A 16,385-nucleotide genomic window follows, 5' to 3' on the forward strand; every position below is an offset into this window, starting at 1 on the left:
AAGTATATCCAAATAACTTAGAGATGCTTGAGTATAGGTTCTAATGAATAAGTTCCCGAGGCTAATTAGGAGACTACTTTTTTATATATAAACGCTGTGTGAGATAGTAAACTAAAGCAAATTATTGGTAATTGTGATGTTTATGTTTATTGTTCAGCGTTTGATTAAGTTGGCCGTTATCTGTGCCGTTTTCTTTACTATTTTCGATCTGATCTCCTATGGAGAGGTGACTTGGTTTCAACGGTTTTTGGCTTTTCTACACTAAACTCAGATTTCAATACGTTAGCTACTCATAAGGCGATAGGTTTCTTCCTATTCGCCTTATTACTCCCTCTTCAACCAAAGCCTTAAACAAAGCAATACTTAACTCGTTTTTTCAACTTCCTGTCGGTGGAAAAAACGCCAAAATGCAACTAAATTCATATCAATGACAAGTTTAAGGTATGTAGTTGATGAGGCAATTCAGCGCAATCGCACTAGCTGTTGTAACACTCATTTTGAGCCAAACAACAACCGCAAGAAACGCGAAGATGTTAGGTGATATCTCCCTAGTTCAGCCCATACAGGGTGATCCTAATGTGGATATTAAGCTAGCGAGAATTGGCTGGCATCTCTTCCGCGATCCTCAATTATCGTCAAATGGTAATGTTAGCTGCGCGACATGCCACAATCTGCAAACCAATGGCGCTGAAAATACACCTGTCTCTACGGGAGTGAAAGGTGATGGAATTAGAAATTCTATAACAGTGTTTAATGCAGCGTTAAATTATCGTTTTTTATGGGATGGTACGGAAAACACCTTGATGGCTCAGATTGATGGTCCAATCCACAATCCAATGGAAATGGACTCAAACTGGCAAACAATAGAGCAATATGTAAAAGAGAGTGAACATTATCAAGCTCTATTTAATCGTGACGGTGAATTGCCGATTAACGTTCATAATATCAAGTCCGCTATTGTGGAGTTTGTTGAAGGGCTGCAGACGCCTGGCGCACCATTCGATGCTTACTTATTGGGTTACACGCATGTACTGAGTGAACAGCAAATCAGAGGTTGGAAAACATTTCAGACTTCAGGTTGTGTGCAGTGTCATCAGGGCAAAAATATCGGCGGAGCGATGATCCAAAGGTTCGCCTATTTCAAGGATAAGCCAGTAGTAGAGGACTCGGGCAGGCAGCTCGTTACGATAGAGGATGAAGAGCGATTCTATTTTAGAGTAGCCAGTTTACGCAATGTCGCGCTAACGAGTCCTTATTTTCATAATGGGCAAGTCGATAAGTTATCCGACGCGATACAAATCATGGCTAAAACCCAGCTCGGTATAACGATGAACGATGAGAATGTCGCGGACATTGAAGCATTCTTGCAGTCGTTGACAGCACCTAGACCCATAATTTTAGAGGTGTTGGAAAATGAATAAATTCAAACTGATCAACTTTTGCTTTTTTATTGGGATACTGACGTGCTGCACACTGGCGTATATGTCGTATATGAACTCAAAAAACGCTCAAGAATTTCATGCAGAGCTAATGAACATCGGACATGAGTTGATTGAAGAGCGTGATGTTATCGTGAACCGATATGCCGTTGAAGATAGAAAAAACTATGAGTTAACAACATCTTTAGTAGAGATAGAAATCGCAGCACAGGCACTGTTGGAATCATCAAAGGCATCAGTTTGGTTTCCCGTGACACCCAATCGTATAAAAGTTAGGGATACGCTTGAACAGTTTAAGGAGCGAGTGCTTCAAACAACGTTGAAGCTTGATATGTTAATTGGTGTTCAGGTAGAAAATCGGTATGCATTACTCATGTTGTTCAATTTATATCAGCAAGATGTTTCTATCGAGAGCGGTCAATCATTGGGTGGCAGTCGTTATTTTGAATTTCTCAACCAGTTGCTTCTAACACAAACGGAAGTTGAGAGTGAAAAGGAAGCGAACTTCCTTAAGCGGCTTCAAACGAGTGATAAAAGAATTGAATTGCTGACGAATGAACTGCTTGATCACACTTATATTGAGTTTGTCGAAAGCTCAGAGCATCGGTTACTCAATATTGCTCAAAGTGAGGCGCGTTTTACGTGGTTGTTTGTATTTATTGCGGTGATGTTTCTAGTTAGCGCGTTTGTTTATCAGTCACATCACCGAATGCATAACTTAAAACAGTTGAATCTTGAAATTGAAGAGGCGAGAAACAAAGCCGAGCGAGCGGCAAAAGCGAAATCAAATTTTCTCGCTGCAATGAGTCACGAACTAAGGACGCCGATGAATGGTGTACTAGGGCTTTCTCAAATGATTGCAGAAGAGACCAAAGAGCCGACGACGAAAGAGCATATTAGGGTTATTCTTGATTCTGGCCAGCATCTGATGACTATCCTCAACGATATTTTGGATTTTTCTAAAGTTGAAGAAAACAAACTGGAATTTGAGCAAGCTAAGTTTAAGCTCGATCAAGTGCTTTCTCCGGTGTGTAGCGCAATAAAACCACTTGTTGATGAAAAAAATATCGAGTTAATCTTGGAAAACGAGGTTTCTGAATATACTGAATTTACTGGAGATTGTGCGCGTTTACGACAGATCTTGTTTAATCTCGCCGGTAACGCGGTGAAGTTTACCAATGAAGGGCATGTGCTGGTTAGAACTGAGTTAGATGAATCGAATCAGTTGTTGGTCATGCGCGTGAGCGACACCGGTATTGGTATTGCGCCAGACAAGCACGAGCATATTTTTAACTCGTTTGAGCAAGCAGACTCATCAACGACTCGAAGGTTCGGCGGAACAGGGCTTGGGTTAGCCATCGTCAAAAAACTAACCGATTTGATGGGTGGCCATATTACTCTGAAGAGTATAGAAGGCGTTGGAAGTCAATTTATCGTTGAGTTGCCGATTCCTTGGGTAGAATCTGCTCCGAAAAAGCAGCAAGAAGCACCGAAACCTCGCGCAAAATCACACCATTTAAAGATACTACTTGCTGATGATAACCGTGTGAATGCCATTGTGGCAAAAGGGTTTTGCGAAAAGCTTGGGCATGAAGTGGAAGTTGCAGAAAATGGATTAATCGCGGTTAAAAAGGCGAAAGAGAACGAGTACGACCTGATCTTGATGGACAACCATATGCCCGAGATGAATGGCGTTGAGGCGACACGCGTTATCCGACAAGAGTTAGGTATCAAGACATTACTCTTTGCGTACACGGCAGACGTATTTCGTGAAGCTCACGATAGCTTTATTGAAGCAGGAGCAGACCATGTGCTTACGAAACCGCTACAGCATGAGAGCTTTTCAGACGCTCTCAAACAGTTTGCCGCCAGACTCGAACCGAAACAGAATCCGCCACTAACGAGTGACAGCAATGTGCTTCAGTTGCAACGTAAGCCAATCGAGAACTTAAGGTTAACAGAGGAAGAACTCTCCCGTTCAGGCATGTTTACTTCTTTACGAGATGAGCCAGAAGCGCTTGACGAGCTGCTAAAAAACATTATTGTCGATTTTGAGACATCTGTTGATGAGCTTATTGAATACTTTATGGCTGAAGACTTTGCTTCATTAGCGCTGACGTTGCACAAAACGAAAGGGATGGCACTGAACCTAAGTTTACCTATTTTGGCGAGCCAAACGGAGGCCCTGGAAACTCAACTTAAAGCCAACCAAAGTCCCGAGATTGAGCAGTTGCAGATGCTGATCAATCGGTTACAGGTCAACATCCATCAGTCTCATAGACTTTTGGATGATATCCAGAAGAACAATGCCGATCCTCAACAGATTTTATAGTCCCTGTGAGTGCGATGCTTTCCTTAACTCATTTTGTTGTGGTTTACTGTGGCAAGGACGGATAGTGTTGATTCGTCGTCGGAAAATCAGGGAGTTAGAATGAGTAAGCATTCCGCTTTAATCAAATGGCATCGTAAAGCTGGGGAAGAGTTTAGTGATAATAAGTATAGTAGGGCACACATTTGGCAATTTGATGGAGGGTTGCAAGTCCCAGCATCTCCATCTCCCCACGTAGTACCATTACCACTATCCGTAGAAGAAAACGTTGATCCAGAAGAAGCGTTTGTCGCGGCACTTTCTAGTTGTCATATGCTCGTTTTCCTGTCTATTGCAGCAAAGCGGCGTTACGTTGTGGACAGTTACTTCGATGAAGCGGTAGGGGAGCTTGAAAAAGGCGAAAACGGAAAAGAGTGGGTATCAAAGGTAACGTTAAACCCTAAGATAACATTTTCAGGTGAAAAACAACCGACACCATCTCAATTAGAAAAACTGCACCACATGGCACATGAGAATTGCTTTATCGCCAACTCCGTTAAAACAGAAGTGACAACGCTTATTGCGAATTAAGTGAAGCTCTTTATCAAAAGCGCGGCCTATTGCGGAGTTATATTAAGCCAGCAGTCATCCTGCTGGCTCGTTTATCTAGACGACACCTTGCTCAATCATTGCATCAGCGACTTTTCTAAAACCTGCAATGTTGGCGCCTAAAACTAAATTTCCAGGTTGGCCAAACTCTTTACTGGTTTCGTTTGCATTGATGAAAATATTTTTCATGATGGTTTGCAACTGACTATCCACTTGTTCAAACGTCCAGTTTTGCATGCTCGCGTTTTGCGCCATTTCAAGTTGACTGGTTGCAACGCCGCCTGCATTGGCTGCTTTGGCAGGCCCATAAGCTATGTCTGAGTCCACGATAATATTGGCAGCATCACGGGTGGTTGGCATGTTCGCCCCTTCACTAATCAAAATACATCCGTTTTCGATAAGAGCCAGTGCGTCGTCTGACGTTAATTCATTTTGAGTCGCACAAGGGAAGGCAGCATCAGCCTGATATCGCCAAACAGCATGTCCTTCATTAGGATAGTCGCCCTCTGGTGTGTATTCTGCTTCAGGGTAAGTTTCTAAATATTCTTCTAAGCTTGCTCTTTTCACTTCTTTCAGTTGTTTGAGGAGCTTAAGATCAATACCGTGCTCATGATAGATCGTACCTCGAGAGTCGCTGCATGTAACCGGCGTTGCTCCCATATGGTACAGTTTTTCAATGGCGTAGATAGCCACGTTGCCAGCACCAGAAACGAGGCAAGTTTTCCCTTTCAATGAATCGTTGCGGTCGTTGAGCATGCATTCTGCAAAATAGACGGCGCCATACCCTGTCGCTTCTTTTCTGGCGAGTGAGCCACCCCAAAGAAGACTCTTGCCTGTAAGCACACCTTCGTAGCGGCCCGTCAATCGTTTGTATTGACCAAACATATAGCCAATTTCGCGCGCCCCGACACCGATATCGCCTGCGGGCACATCGGTGGTAGGACCGATGTGACGGTACAACTCGTTCATAAATGATTGGCAAAATCGCATGATCTCGCCGTCGGATTTTCCTTTAGGATCGAAGTTTGAACCGCCTTTGCCGCCACCGATAGGAAGGCCAGTCAGTGCGTTTTTAAAGATTTGCTCAAAGCCGAGAAATTTTATGATGCTCGCATTGACTGAGTGATGGAATCTCAATCCTCCTTTGTACGGCCCCAAAGCAGAGTTGAATTCAACTCGATAACCTTTGTTTACTTGTACATTTCCAGCATCATCAACCCAAGGAACTCGAAACATGATTTGACGTTCTGGCTCGACGATCCTCTGGATAATCGCTTGTTCCTTATATTTATTATTGCCTTCTATTACCGGCGCGAGAGAAGTTAATACTTCTTCTACCGCTTGGTAAAATTCTTTTTGCGCAGGGCTACTGTGTTGCAACGCAACAATAGTATCGTGTATGTATGACATAGATTTCTTCCTTGATGTGAATAAGCAATCAGTTTATATGAATGTATTTCCATTAAATAGTGATTTTGACCAAGATTCAATGGTTGTAGTGGTCTTTCCTGCGGATGAGAATGTGCAGCTTCTAACCCGGGCTGTGTTGGTTGAGATAGGTAGGGCGAGCTAAGTAAGCGGGTGGTTGAGTGATCAGTTTCACATATAACAAGCAGAAATCACTTTAGTCGATGTTGTTGTGCAGTTACGCAAATTGTTTATGTTAACGTCATGTTAAAGTTTTTGTGTGTGATAACTTGTGAAAAGACAACTATATGGATGAGCTTAAGGTTCTGAACTCGTTTATTCAGCAGAATGGTCTACCAGCGTTTGGCCACCTTGATGGAATTCCAAAATCGTTACAGCTAGATAAATTTACTTACCTCGATGAGATGGATAAGCCAGTGTCTAAGTGGCGCCGTTACCGCGATTATAAGCAGTTTCAGTTCGTCAATTTGGTCACACCTGATTACGTCATTGGAGTAGCGATTGCTGATATACGGTATTTAGCATCCGGCTTTTGCTACCTGTTTGATATTAAAAAGAATAAGTTGATTGAGCAACAATGGTTGAAACCTTTTAATATAGGTTATCAAACTCAGCCTTCCAGTTGGTGCAGTCTTGCCCATCTTGCTAACAAAAGAGTTCAGTTTTCTATTAAGGATGGTATTTGGCACGTCCACTTTGTGACAGAGTCAGTCAATGCGGATCTCTATTTACGTCCAGAAAATATGAGTTTGCCATTAATGTTGTGTACGCCAACAGGTTATGCGGGTTGGACATATACTCAGAAGCACAATGCGTTAGCAGTAGACGGTAACTTGTTCATATTAGGAAAAGAGCAAGATCTTTCAGAGGTGGCTGCTGGTTACGATTTTTCCGCTGGGTACATGCGGCGAGAAACAAGTTGGCGCTGGGCGAGTATCAATTGCTTTGAGGATGACAGGCGTCTGGGGTTGAACTTGGCAGCTGGCGTTAATGAAACTGGCTATTGCGAAAATGTATTGTGGATTAATGGTCAGCGTCACTTTTTGCAACCTGTGCAGTTTCAGTTTTCACGAAGTGATGAAGGGCAAAAGTGGCATATTACGTCTGAAGATAAACGAGTTAACTTACAGTTCACGCCTTTGAATCGACGCTCAGAGAAGAAAAATTTTTGGCTTCTCAAAAGTAACTTTCGTCAGTACATCGGTTATTTCTCTGGCTATATTATCGATGGAAATGGCATCAAACATCAGTTAGAAGAAGTTATGGGTCTTACTGAAGATCACTATGCAAAATGGTAGAAACACAATGGATTGGACGCAGTTGATGGACCGCCCAGAATTACTTCTGATGATTCTGGCTCCAGTTTTCTTTTTCTGCATGCTTGCCGAATATTGGTTCGGACAAAGAAGGGGACGCTTGCCTGAAAGCGCGACGTATTACTTCCCTGAAGTAGCGTGTAATTTTGTTCTTGCGGGCTTACACCAAGCGACAGACATACTCACGGGTTTACTGATTGCTCAGTTGTATTTGTGGTGGTTCGATTGGCGTTTGTTTGATATCGAAATGAGCGTCTCAGCTTTTCTTTTACTTGTTGTCCTGCAAGATTTTTTCTATTACTGGTTTCATCGGGCTAGCCATCGTATTCGTTGGATGTGGGCCGCGCACGTTGTTCATCACAGTTCGGAAAGAATGAACTTCAGTACCGCCTTTCGTCAAAGTTTAATGTATCCGCTAGCGGGGATGTGGATTTTTTGGTTGCCCTTGGTGATTATTGGTTTTGAGCCAAAATGGGTTGTCTTCGTTGTGTTGTTTAATCTGGGCTTACAGTTTTTTGTTCACACCCAATCAATTCGTTCGCTCGGGCCACTAGAGTGGGTATTTAACACGCCGTCTCATCATCGCGTTCATCATGGTGTGAACCGTCAGTACATCGACAAAAATTATGCTGGTGTATTAATTATTTGGGATCGAATGTTCGGAACGTTTGAACCAGAGGTGGAAACGGTTCGGTATGGGGTTTCTAAACCTGTAAACAGCTTTAATCCCATCCGCGTGACGTTTGCAGAATGGAAAGACATGTTTTATGACGTAACTCGACCAAACTTATCATGGAAACAACGCTGCCGCCGTTTGTTCGCTCCGCCATCGGATTTTTATGAGTAAATTGAGATAAAGAGATTGGAGCGGGCAGCGGGAATCGAACCCGCATCATCAGCTTGGAAGGCTGAGGTAATAGCCATTATACGATGCCCGCGCATCGATAGGACTCAGTTAATATGCCACACTGCACGAAAAAGAAAAGTCTTTTCTCATCAAATGTTTGTCAGTTGCCTAAAAAAGTAGCGGACTGATGTTAAAGTGTTCATTGTCTCTGGTTTTTTGTGGCACTCGCGATTTCGCTACTAAGCCTAGGGCTTCCAATTAGGTCGTAAACACCGAATTCTTAGGTGTTTAGATGTTGATGATATTCAAGATTTTCTGTGTAAAGGTTAATCTCGTTTATTGAACAGTCACGTTTCATGGTCAAGACTAGATATTGAAATGATTACTTTTTACTGTTGATGCGTATGTATAACACAGGGTAATTCTGCTGAAACAGTCAGCTTAACCAAAGGAGATTTAACATGATGAGAGGTTTGATATTAGGGCTGGTGGTGATGCTGGTATCTGCTTGTACTACCGTTACAACCGATGTTGATAAACAAGCCGACTTTTCAGCTTACAGAACGTTTGACTTCGGTGCTCAGGCGGAAGCTCCTACCAGTATTGATGGTCGACGTATTGAACAAGGGCTTGCTGAACAGCTTGAGGGTAAGGGTTTAAATAAGGTAAATAGTGGCGGTGACCTTTACGTACATCATGATATCGTAGAAGAATCCGAGCTTGTTTCTTCAGGATCGTCGGTGAGCTTTGGCTATGGCTGGAATAGCTTTGGTGTGATCACTTCAAGCCCAGAAAGATATAAAGAACGTAAGTATGGGAAGTTGGTGGTTGAACTGGTTGATGCAAAGGCTAATCAAGTCGTTTGGAAAGGCGTTTCAAGTCGTAAACTGTCTGAGTCAATGAGCTCTGAGAAAAGAGAATCTCTCATCCAAGAAGAAATCGCGAAGATGTTTGAAAGCTACCCTTACGGTGAAAAATAATTAGTATTCTTAACGATTAAGAATACTAATTGCCAATAGTTACGCACAGGGTTAAAAGAACTTATTATTTTGGTTTTGGTTACCTTTGTGCGTACGATTCTGATTGCTTTACTCGGACTACTGTTCTGCTTGTTGGCTCCGAGCATGAGCCTTGCGTACTCACACCCAAATTTTCTTTCCGTTCATAACCAGAATATCGCTGTTGACGCTAAGTCGAAGCACTTTTCAGAACATCCCATCTCTTCAATACAACAAGACTTTCCGAGTTTAAACAGCCGGAATGTATTGAGGGTTAGCCATGCTAAGGAAATGAGCTCGAACGACGATGTAGAACCCGAGTGGTTTGAAATGCTTGATGTAGCATGGTGGGCGCATCGTTCGGCAATTTACTCGATGAAGCGGCTAAAACGCATCGGTAATGAGGCTTTAGGTTGTTGTATTGAAAATATTTTTACTCACTCTAAATACAGAATCGGCGTGAGAAAAGAGTCGAATTTCATATACCGATTTATACATGCTCGCTAACACATTCCATGTTTTTGCAACTTTTGGTTAATTATGCTTAGGAGCGGTTTATGTTTGATTCGATCATTCAGGTCTTGAGTGCTTTTTGGCATCAAGATTTCACGGCGTTAATGGCGCCAGGCAGTGCAGGTTTGGTTTATTTTGTTGTTGCTGTGATTATCTTTTTGGAAAGTGGTTTTATTCCTGCTGCACCTTTCCCATGCGACAGTGTCGTCGTATTATCCGGTACGCTGGCGGCGGTTGGCGTCCTTGACCCAATTATGATCATGTTGGTGATAGCTGTTAGTGCGGGGTTGGGAAGTTGGGCGGCTTATTTACAAGGCAAGTGGCTAAATCGCTTACCTAAGGTCCAAGGCTGGGTGAGTGCGGTTCCTCAAAAGCGTTTGGAACAAGTCGACGTATTACTCAGTAAACATGGATTGGTTGCGCTTTTGTGCGCGCGGTTTATTCCGGTTGTTCGTTCCCTATTGCCATTAATGATGGGGTTGCGAGTGAAACGTATTAGTAAATTCCATTACTTTGCGTGGCTGAGTGCGATTTTATGGACGCTGATACTATGCGGTTTTGGTTCATTACTTCCTTTGCTACCGGAAAATATGAGCAAAGCAATCACAATGCTATTAATGGCGGCACCAATAATTACTCTTGTGATTGGGGTGCTTAGTTTCTTGTTTGTTAAAGCACGTCGAGCGTTCTGTAAACCCAAGGATGTGTCTGAGTTTTCTCAGTAAGTTTACTTGATTTGCACTTTTAAGCTTGTATGCAGATTAGACATCTAATCGACAGGTTTTTATCAGTAAAAAGAAAGGCGCATACATTGCGCCTTTCTTTTTGAGTGTCGTTAGGGTTTCGAATTTAATAGCCAATGCTATATAAGTATTCGCCAACTTCTTTGCACTGAGACTTGTAGATGTTCTCTACTTCAGACTCATTCTTATCTGCTGCTTTAAATTCAAGTTCGGCAGACGATAGCTGGTCAAAGCTGTAGTCTCTCTCAGACATTAAGTAGTGTCTGAACATCGCTCTGTGTTCCGGAACTGCAATACGTGCGTTAGAAACGTTGGCACACTCTAACAGAGTGTCGTTACTCATTTCTTCTGGCTTAGTTTCTGTGTTTGCAAAGGTTGAGCCCGCTGAAAATAGTAATGCTAGTGCGATTGTTGTAGCGATTCTTGTCATTATATGGACCTCAAATTGGTTCTAGTAACAATGAGCATATTGGCTCTTATCGTTACATTTTCGTGTTCTCTGTATGTCATAAAAAGTTAAACAACAGAGAAGGCGTTGCGACCATGAGTAAAGACGTACATTAAGTTCGCTTCCTTTCTTCCTGAGAGGCGATAAAGAGAGCGTTGACTCATGAGTCCGCCATAACTGTCTAGAGGTAAGCGAGATGCTTGTTTTGCCAACTCCAGTAGTGGTGGAGAAGAGAAAGCAATAAGTAAAAAATAATCAGGAGTAAAATCTGATGATAAAACGCCATCAGTAGCTGATGTTCGGCGACAGGAGACAAGCCCGAACAACTCGCGCTTTATATGTAGGTAGTAACTTTCTGATCCCCAAGAACTCAGAGAAGCTGAGGCATGAAAATCAGTGTGTGCTAGCTCAAAATCGTCTTGTTGTGAGAGTTTAAGTAAACGCTCGGAAGTGTAATGTTTGGTGTGGTGCCACTCATGCGCATATGAAGCTGTGATGAGCCCTGAGAGCAGGGACAAAGAAAGCATCAATAATATACGGTGTAGATAACGCAAGAAGTAACCCTAAACATATAAAGCCACAGTTACCCACCATGATTAAGGAATCTTAGTGGAACTATGATAACGATGAAAGCCAGTGTCTGATGAACTCAGCGTATACTAACGAGATGGAAGGGGGATGAACAGAGTTTTCTGATCGCACTTAGGTATATGAGCGAATAACACAATAATTTTCGCTTTCGAGTAAGCGAAAATGGAAAGAGAGTCGTTGCACAGGACGATTAAGCTAACAGGATTATTACTGGGGAAGAAATAGAATCTTCTTTTTTCTTCCCCATATGTGTCACATAGGTATTACGCGCTTGCGTAAATAACGCTGCCGCCTTTTATAGTGTCAATGATCTCGCGAGACAACTTCTCTGGTAAAGCAGGGCAACCCCAACTGCGTCCGAGGTATCCATTCTTCTTGATAAAGGAAGGGTTTGCGTAATCGGCACCGTGCACGACAATGTAACGCTCGCGAGCTTTGTCGTTTAATCCAGAGCTTAGCCCATCTAATCGAAGTGAATAGCCATTTGAGCCGTAGTAAGTGGTATCAGTCAAAAAAGTGCCCAATGATGTTTTTCGCGAGTTCACGACATTTGAAAACTGTGTCGCTGTTTTCTTTCCGCTGTTCACGCCGTGAGAAACATACGTATTGTAGATTAGCTTCTTTTTATCTAAATCAACCACATAAAAACGCTTTTCAGTTGATGGTTTACTATAGTCGATGATCGTTAGTACCGACTTCTTTCTATCGGGTGTCTTCTGATAAGCGATGTAAGCGTCACTGAACAACTTAAAGTCTACTATGCCATCTAGCTTGGCTTGTTTAAACACATGTTCAACTTGCTTTGGTCGTAAATGATCCCTGGGTTCGTTATCTGATTGTTTTGCAAAAGCAAAAGGTGAGACAGACAACAGCGCACATGTAAATAATAAAATTAACTTTTTCATCTTGGCTAAATAAAACTCTATGGTGTTACAAATTTACCGATTGCTTCATGCATTCGTTAAAACAACATGCACATCAATATAATTCTATTCCCAATGTTTCTTATTGCACGCTTAGGTGCTTGATATTGGGTTGACGATAAGTTTTCGAGTTAAAAACTAACTAATTGAAACTTATATAAAATATGAAGTTTAACGATGGTTTCTATAAACTTCGGCGTAAATAATATCTGATATATGTAATTAATAAAACTGTGTTTAAGGATATTTGTGAAGTTGCTAATTTATAAAAACGGCGTTTTATTTTTCGTACTTTAGAAACTCTTTTTATTTCAATGTGTTTTCTTTTTCTACGCTTTATCCAATACCTCAAAAGTTTGTGATTTAACTCGTAACAAATCGTAACGCCGAATCGTTATGTGTATAAGTGCATTTATAATGTATGAATAAACAACAGGGTGGTAAGAAAAGGCAGTAAAACAGCGGTGAATCGGTTGTTTTTAATTCACGATTGACAAAGCCAAGTCTAAGTCGTACAAAAATTGAACTTGTGAATGTATCGTTTAAGTGAGAGTGATGAGCTCGACAAAAGTGAAGTGATGCGTGCTATTGTTTATTCTCTAATTTATTCGATTACATAAGGAAGGGTACATAGTAAAAATTTAAAAAATAATTCTATCGTGTGGATTAAAATATATAAATAATAAAACTTAGAAATTAAAAGATAAGAACGCCAGATCTGAATTCATTAAATTTTTGAACATGAAAGTAAACTCTATTTATTATGTTTGGTTTGAAAGCGCTCAAATTGATTTAAGGACGGTTATGACAGCATTTAATAAAGTGTTTATTGTCACTCCCAATGTTAATGATTTTGCAATGTTGCGAGAGTCGCCATTGGAAATGTCTCTTCAAGTAACGGCAAGCAAACCTATCCAACTCTATGGAGAGTCTGTTAAAGCCAGTTGGAAAAGTATTGATATTGAATGGTTAGACGTTAAGGGTGAAAAGCCATTACCCAGGCCTGATATTGCAGCATGGGGATCTTTTACTCTTGCTGTATCCGCTTCTATTGCGGATAAGCTCGATGTGTTGAGCGAGAATGTCGAATTTTTACCATTAAATCTACAAGGAAAGCCTTGGCGAGCATTAAACATTGTCACTCAAATTGATGCCATTGATACCTCTGCTACCGAGTATAATCTTCGTCATGGTAAGCTAAGTCGTGCTAGACCGTTTAAGAAACTCGTTTTGAATAGGGAAGCCGTTAATGAATCTGACTTGTTCAGAGTAAAAGGTGCTGGGCTCAGAACGTTTTGCACGGACAAAAAAGGTGGCTTGTACGATAGCGTCAAAGCGCTGAATTTGACCGGTTTGGATTTCAAGGAAGTGCTGGTTTAAAAACGAATAAATAGTGATTTACTCGACTAAAGTCATAGATATAGGTATGGGGGAACAAAAGCTGAGCATCTATCAATGAAGCTCATATATAACTAAATACAGCCGCCACAGTTGTGACAGCTGTACGTCTCCCCTTAACTTATGTTCTTGAAACCCTAATTGAGCTGGCCATGGACGCATCAAATCGACTGTCGTCATTTGCCGATTGCCACCACAAGCTCAATTGTTCTTTAGTCATTGGTTTGCCAAATAAATAGCCTTGCATATAGTCGCAGCGGTATGCCGATAGCCATTCATGCATCATATTGTGTTCAATACCTTCTGCTGTAACCGTTTTATTCTGGGCATGGCATAGCTCAATAATAGGTTTGATCACATGGCCGTTGTTGGTCTTCATCAATGTAACGAGGAACTCTCGATCAAATTTGATTTTTTGAACCGGATACTGAACGAGCTGAGTTAACGATGTGTAACCAGAACCAAAGTCATCAATTGCAAGACGGTAGCCACGTTTTGATAGCTCATCAAGTAGAGCCGTTCCTTGTTGTTCTGCGGCAAAGGTTTCGGTTATTTCTATCTCAATACATTCTGGTTTAACACTGTGCAGTGTCGCTTGTTCATGGATGTAGTTTGCCATTTCTATCGAGTTTAGCTCTGCTGATGAAAGATTGACCGAAAGAACAATATCCTTACCGAAAATATTCCTTAATTGATGGTATTCCGCCGTTGCATTGGCGAAAACCCAGCGGTCAATTTTATCAAATAATCCGGCTTGCTCTGCAATTGGAATAAACTCCTTTGGAGGGATAGGGCCGATACCTTCGGCTTCCCAGCGCAACAAGACTTCTAACCCCTCAATTTCGTTGCTTCGATTGTTCATATAGGGTTGAAAAACAAGGTGAAATTCTTCCTCTACATTGCTTTTTCGGAGCGCACGTTCAAGTTGACTTCGTCTTTGAGACTCAATATTGAGAGCGGCTGAATAATAGGCGTATTGATTTTTCCCTGCCCGTTTTGCTTGATACATAGCCGCATCGGCACTGGAGAGTAACTTCGCGATGTCAGTACCGTCTTGAGGATATTGTGCAATACCTACGCTTGCCGTAACGGGAAATGAATTACTCCAAGATGAACTGAGATTACTAATCGGTTTTAGCAGCTCTGATGCAAGCAAATCAGGCAAGCGTTTTACCTCTTGATTTGAGCTCAGCAAAATTGCAAATTCGTCACCAGATAACCTGGCGGCAAAGCAGGGGCTGTTGTAATCGTGCGAGAACTTTTGACAGGCATTCTTGATGTGTGATGAGAACACTTTTAATAAGTTATCTCCCAATTCATGCCCGTATTTATCATTCACGTATTTAAAGTTATCAAGATCGACGTAAACAACCCACAGAAACTGCGAAGGGGAGATAAGTTCACGAGTGGCAAGCTCATGAAAACGATGGCGATTGGCGAGTTGCGTCAGGTGATCCGTTTCAGCTAGGCGTTTTGTCTTTTTATAGATGACATTAAGTTCCTCATACATATCAAAAAAGCGTGCAGAGAGGCGTCCTATTTCATCGTTTGTTTCTAGCTTTTCAATATTGTCACGTTGATTAGATTCAAGTTCGTTCAGCTGCTTATCAAGGCGAGAAACAGGGCGCAACACATAGCGGTACAACACCAAAATGATTAATGTGATGGTGAAAAACGCCGCTACGCCAAAAGAGAAAGCAAGTTCTAGCCACACTTTATCGACTTTATTCCACATTAAATATTCGGCAGGAGAAAGCACGGCATAAAAGTGCGGCAGTAGCTCAATGGTTTGAGCGAGAGGAATATCAAGATAAATGGGTTTGTCGGCGAAAGTAATCACGCTGTGCGTGTCAAACTCGATTTCATGCTTAATCTCGTTAAAGGCTTCAAGTGATACGGAAACTACCACAAAAAACACATTTTTCGAGTCAAAGCTCAAAGGGTGAGTCCCCGTTCTTTTGTCGACGACCTCATATTGAAGAAGAATGCTTTGTCCACTGGAGTTATAAATAAAGCCAGTGTGACTGAAAGCCTCTCTCTCATTGAAACTTCGTGATATGTACTCTAACACCTTTGGGTCGACCACGCCCGATGATTCGTAATATTTGTTTTCTGTGTAGTAGAGAAGGTTTTGTTTTCCGTCGAGGATCGCCATGCTCGCATCGCCTTTGTAACCATGGCTCAATACTTCAGCGGTCTCGTCTAATCGGTTAAACAAGACTCGTTCACGATAGGGGGTTGTTATGATTTACCAAATAGTCTTGTAATACATCACTTTTACTGAGCGTATAGGCATAGCTATTAAGAAAAATATTCGCTTGTCGAAACTGCCCGGCGAGCTTTTCCATCTGCAACTGAATATAGCTGTCTTCCCGCTTGATGAGCGTCACTTTTTGAATGCTATAAATAATATAGCTAGATACTAACGCGCTTAATAAGATCACTGGCGCGACAAGCAAAATGACTCTATTGCTTAACTTCATTATGGTTCTTAGTTTCCGTTTGTGTCCCTACAAACGTCGCGTACCAGGTAAGGTACTGAACGGATGATGTGTTTTGGCAAATTGTAACCAGATTGTAAGGTGAGCGTTCTCCAAAATCAGGCAGCTATCTAAGAATTGTGATGACGTGAAAGGTTTCGAGCTTATTAACTAGAGGTTTTCTCAGTAGTTGGACGTCTCTTTTCCTCCCTCCCTGTATAAAACCTAACTGTAATGACAGGGAAATACTGTCATCGAAACGTTTCGATGATAAAGTGTGACTCAAGTGCACTTTTCCTATTCAATGACAATTGAATTACAGATCATTCTCACACCTTATCGAT

General features: G+C 41.7%; 13 protein-coding genes, 1 tRNA gene and 1 pseudogene. 9 read left to right on the plus strand and 6 right to left on the minus strand.

Annotated elements, in window-relative coordinates:
• The first annotated feature begins 452 nt into the window (after window positions 1-452).
• The 3 genes from R7O13_RS02450 to R7O13_RS02460 all read left to right on the plus strand — a co-directional run bounded on the left by R7O13_RS02450 (window position 453) and on the right by R7O13_RS02460 (window position 4,338).
• Window positions 453-1,421, plus strand: coding sequence for a cytochrome-c peroxidase (locus R7O13_RS02450; RefSeq protein ID WP_017820324.1), 969 nt, complete (start codon window positions 453-455; stop codon window positions 1,419-1,421).
• A complete protein-coding gene (locus tag R7O13_RS02455) occupies window positions 1,414-3,771 on the plus strand; it encodes an ATP-binding protein (protein ID WP_318302890.1) in 2,358 nt (785 codons plus the stop codon). Before R7O13_RS02450 ends, R7O13_RS02455 begins: the two co-directional genes overlap by 8 nt.
• A gap of 99 nt (window positions 3,772-3,870) precedes the next feature.
• Window positions 3,871-4,338, plus strand: a complete 468-nt coding sequence (locus tag R7O13_RS02460) for an OsmC family protein (protein WP_017820322.1) — start codon at window positions 3,871-3,873, stop codon at window positions 4,336-4,338.
• Between the two features lie 75 nt (window positions 4,339-4,413).
• Here R7O13_RS02460 and gdhA read toward each other — a convergent pair whose 3' ends face one another.
• Window positions 4,414-5,766, minus strand: a complete 1,353-nt coding sequence (gene gdhA / locus R7O13_RS02465) for an NADP-specific glutamate dehydrogenase (RefSeq protein WP_005373174.1) — start codon at window positions 5,764-5,766, stop codon at window positions 4,414-4,416.
• A gap of 305 nt (window positions 5,767-6,071) precedes the next feature.
• Between gdhA and R7O13_RS02470 the strand changes: the two genes are divergently transcribed.
• Window positions 6,072-7,082 (plus strand): DUF2804 domain-containing protein, encoded by a 1,011-nt coding sequence (locus tag R7O13_RS02470; protein WP_318302893.1) that lies wholly within the window; start codon window positions 6,072-6,074, stop codon window positions 7,080-7,082.
• A gap of 7 nt (window positions 7,083-7,089) precedes the next feature.
• Window positions 7,090-7,947 (plus strand): sterol desaturase family protein, encoded by an 858-nt coding sequence (locus R7O13_RS02475; RefSeq protein WP_005373167.1) that lies wholly within the window; start codon window positions 7,090-7,092, stop codon window positions 7,945-7,947.
• Between the two features lie 16 nt (window positions 7,948-7,963).
• On the opposite strand, the gene R7O13_RS02480 is transcribed toward R7O13_RS02475, so the two are convergent.
• Window positions 7,964-8,038 (minus strand) — tRNA-Gly (locus R7O13_RS02480).
• 370 nt (window positions 8,039-8,408) lie between these two features.
• Here R7O13_RS02480 and R7O13_RS02485 point away from each other — a divergent pair.
• The 3 genes from R7O13_RS02485 (at window position 8,409) to R7O13_RS02495 (ending at window position 10,183) form a co-directional block, all read left to right on the plus strand.
• Complete coding sequence (locus R7O13_RS02485; RefSeq protein WP_053304498.1) at window positions 8,409-8,927, plus strand: DUF4136 domain-containing protein; 519 nt, start codon at window positions 8,409-8,411, stop codon at window positions 8,925-8,927.
• 87 nt (window positions 8,928-9,014) lie between these two features.
• Window positions 9,015-9,452 (plus strand): hypothetical protein, encoded by a 438-nt coding sequence (locus R7O13_RS02490; RefSeq protein WP_318302895.1) that lies wholly within the window; start codon window positions 9,015-9,017, stop codon window positions 9,450-9,452.
• Between the two features lie 50 nt (window positions 9,453-9,502).
• Entirely contained in the window at window positions 9,503-10,183 is a 681-nt protein-coding gene (locus R7O13_RS02495; protein ID WP_115386592.1) for a DedA family protein, read from the plus strand.
• A gap of 124 nt (window positions 10,184-10,307) precedes the next feature.
• Here the strand turns inward: R7O13_RS02495 and R7O13_RS02500 are convergent, their stop codons facing one another.
• The 3 genes from R7O13_RS02500 to R7O13_RS02510 all read right to left on the minus strand — a co-directional run bounded on the left by R7O13_RS02500 (window position 10,308) and on the right by R7O13_RS02510 (window position 12,145).
• Window positions 10,308-10,631: a hypothetical protein gene (locus R7O13_RS02500; protein ID WP_042522561.1), complete on the minus strand. Its 324-nt coding sequence runs from the start codon at window positions 10,629-10,631 to the stop codon at window positions 10,308-10,310.
• Between the two features lie 86 nt (window positions 10,632-10,717).
• Window positions 10,718-11,176, minus strand: coding sequence for a hypothetical protein (locus R7O13_RS02505; RefSeq protein WP_017633653.1), 459 nt, complete (start codon window positions 11,174-11,176; stop codon window positions 10,718-10,720).
• Between the two features lie 327 nt (window positions 11,177-11,503).
• Window positions 11,504-12,145 carry a murein L,D-transpeptidase catalytic domain family protein gene (locus tag R7O13_RS02510; RefSeq protein WP_005373154.1) on the minus strand — a complete coding sequence of 214 codons (642 nt, stop codon included), beginning with the start codon at window positions 12,143-12,145 and terminating at the stop codon, window positions 11,504-11,506.
• Window positions 12,146-12,967: 822 nt separating this feature from the next.
• Here R7O13_RS02510 and R7O13_RS02515 point away from each other — a divergent pair.
• A complete protein-coding gene (locus R7O13_RS02515; RefSeq protein WP_025767876.1) occupies window positions 12,968-13,543 on the plus strand; it encodes an imm11 family protein in 576 nt (191 codons plus the stop codon).
• Window positions 13,544-13,682: 139 nt separating this feature from the next.
• Here the strand turns inward: R7O13_RS02515 and R7O13_RS02520 are convergent.
• Window positions 13,683-16,044, minus strand: a pseudogene (locus tag R7O13_RS02520) (EAL domain-containing protein).
• Between the last annotated feature and the right edge of the window lie 341 nt (window positions 16,045-16,385).

It is taken from the genome of Vibrio sp. Y176, from assembly GCF_033438945.1.

Excerpts from the sequence above, each read along its gene's own strand:
- gdhA (WP_005373174.1), bottom strand. The coding sequence starts at position 5,766 with ATGTCATACATACACGATACTATTGTTGCGTTGCAACACAGTAGCCCT.
- R7O13_RS02475 (WP_005373167.1), top strand. The coding sequence starts at position 7,090 with ATGGATTGGACGCAGTTGATGGACCGCCCAGAATTACTTCTGATGATT.
- R7O13_RS02515 (WP_025767876.1), top strand. The coding sequence starts at position 12,968 with ATGACAGCATTTAATAAAGTGTTTATTGTCACTCCCAATGTTAATGAT.
- R7O13_RS02495 (WP_115386592.1), top strand. The coding sequence starts at position 9,503 with ATGTTTGATTCGATCATTCAGGTCTTGAGTGCTTTTTGGCATCAAGAT.
- R7O13_RS02505 (WP_017633653.1), bottom strand. The coding sequence starts at position 11,176 with ATGCTTTCTTTGTCCCTGCTCTCAGGGCTCATCACAGCTTCATATGCG.
- R7O13_RS02460 (WP_017820322.1), top strand. The coding sequence starts at position 3,871 with ATGAGTAAGCATTCCGCTTTAATCAAATGGCATCGTAAAGCTGGGGAA.
- R7O13_RS02510 (WP_005373154.1), bottom strand. The coding sequence starts at position 12,145 with ATGAAAAAGTTAATTTTATTATTTACATGTGCGCTGTTGTCTGTCTCA.
- R7O13_RS02450 (WP_017820324.1), top strand. The coding sequence starts at position 453 with ATGAGGCAATTCAGCGCAATCGCACTAGCTGTTGTAACACTCATTTTG.
- R7O13_RS02455 (WP_318302890.1), top strand. The coding sequence starts at position 1,414 with ATGAATAAATTCAAACTGATCAACTTTTGCTTTTTTATTGGGATACTG.
- R7O13_RS02470 (WP_318302893.1), top strand. The coding sequence starts at position 6,072 with ATGGATGAGCTTAAGGTTCTGAACTCGTTTATTCAGCAGAATGGTCTA.
- R7O13_RS02485 (WP_053304498.1), top strand. The coding sequence starts at position 8,409 with ATGATGAGAGGTTTGATATTAGGGCTGGTGGTGATGCTGGTATCTGCT.
- R7O13_RS02500 (WP_042522561.1), bottom strand. The coding sequence starts at position 10,631 with ATGACAAGAATCGCTACAACAATCGCACTAGCATTACTATTTTCAGCG.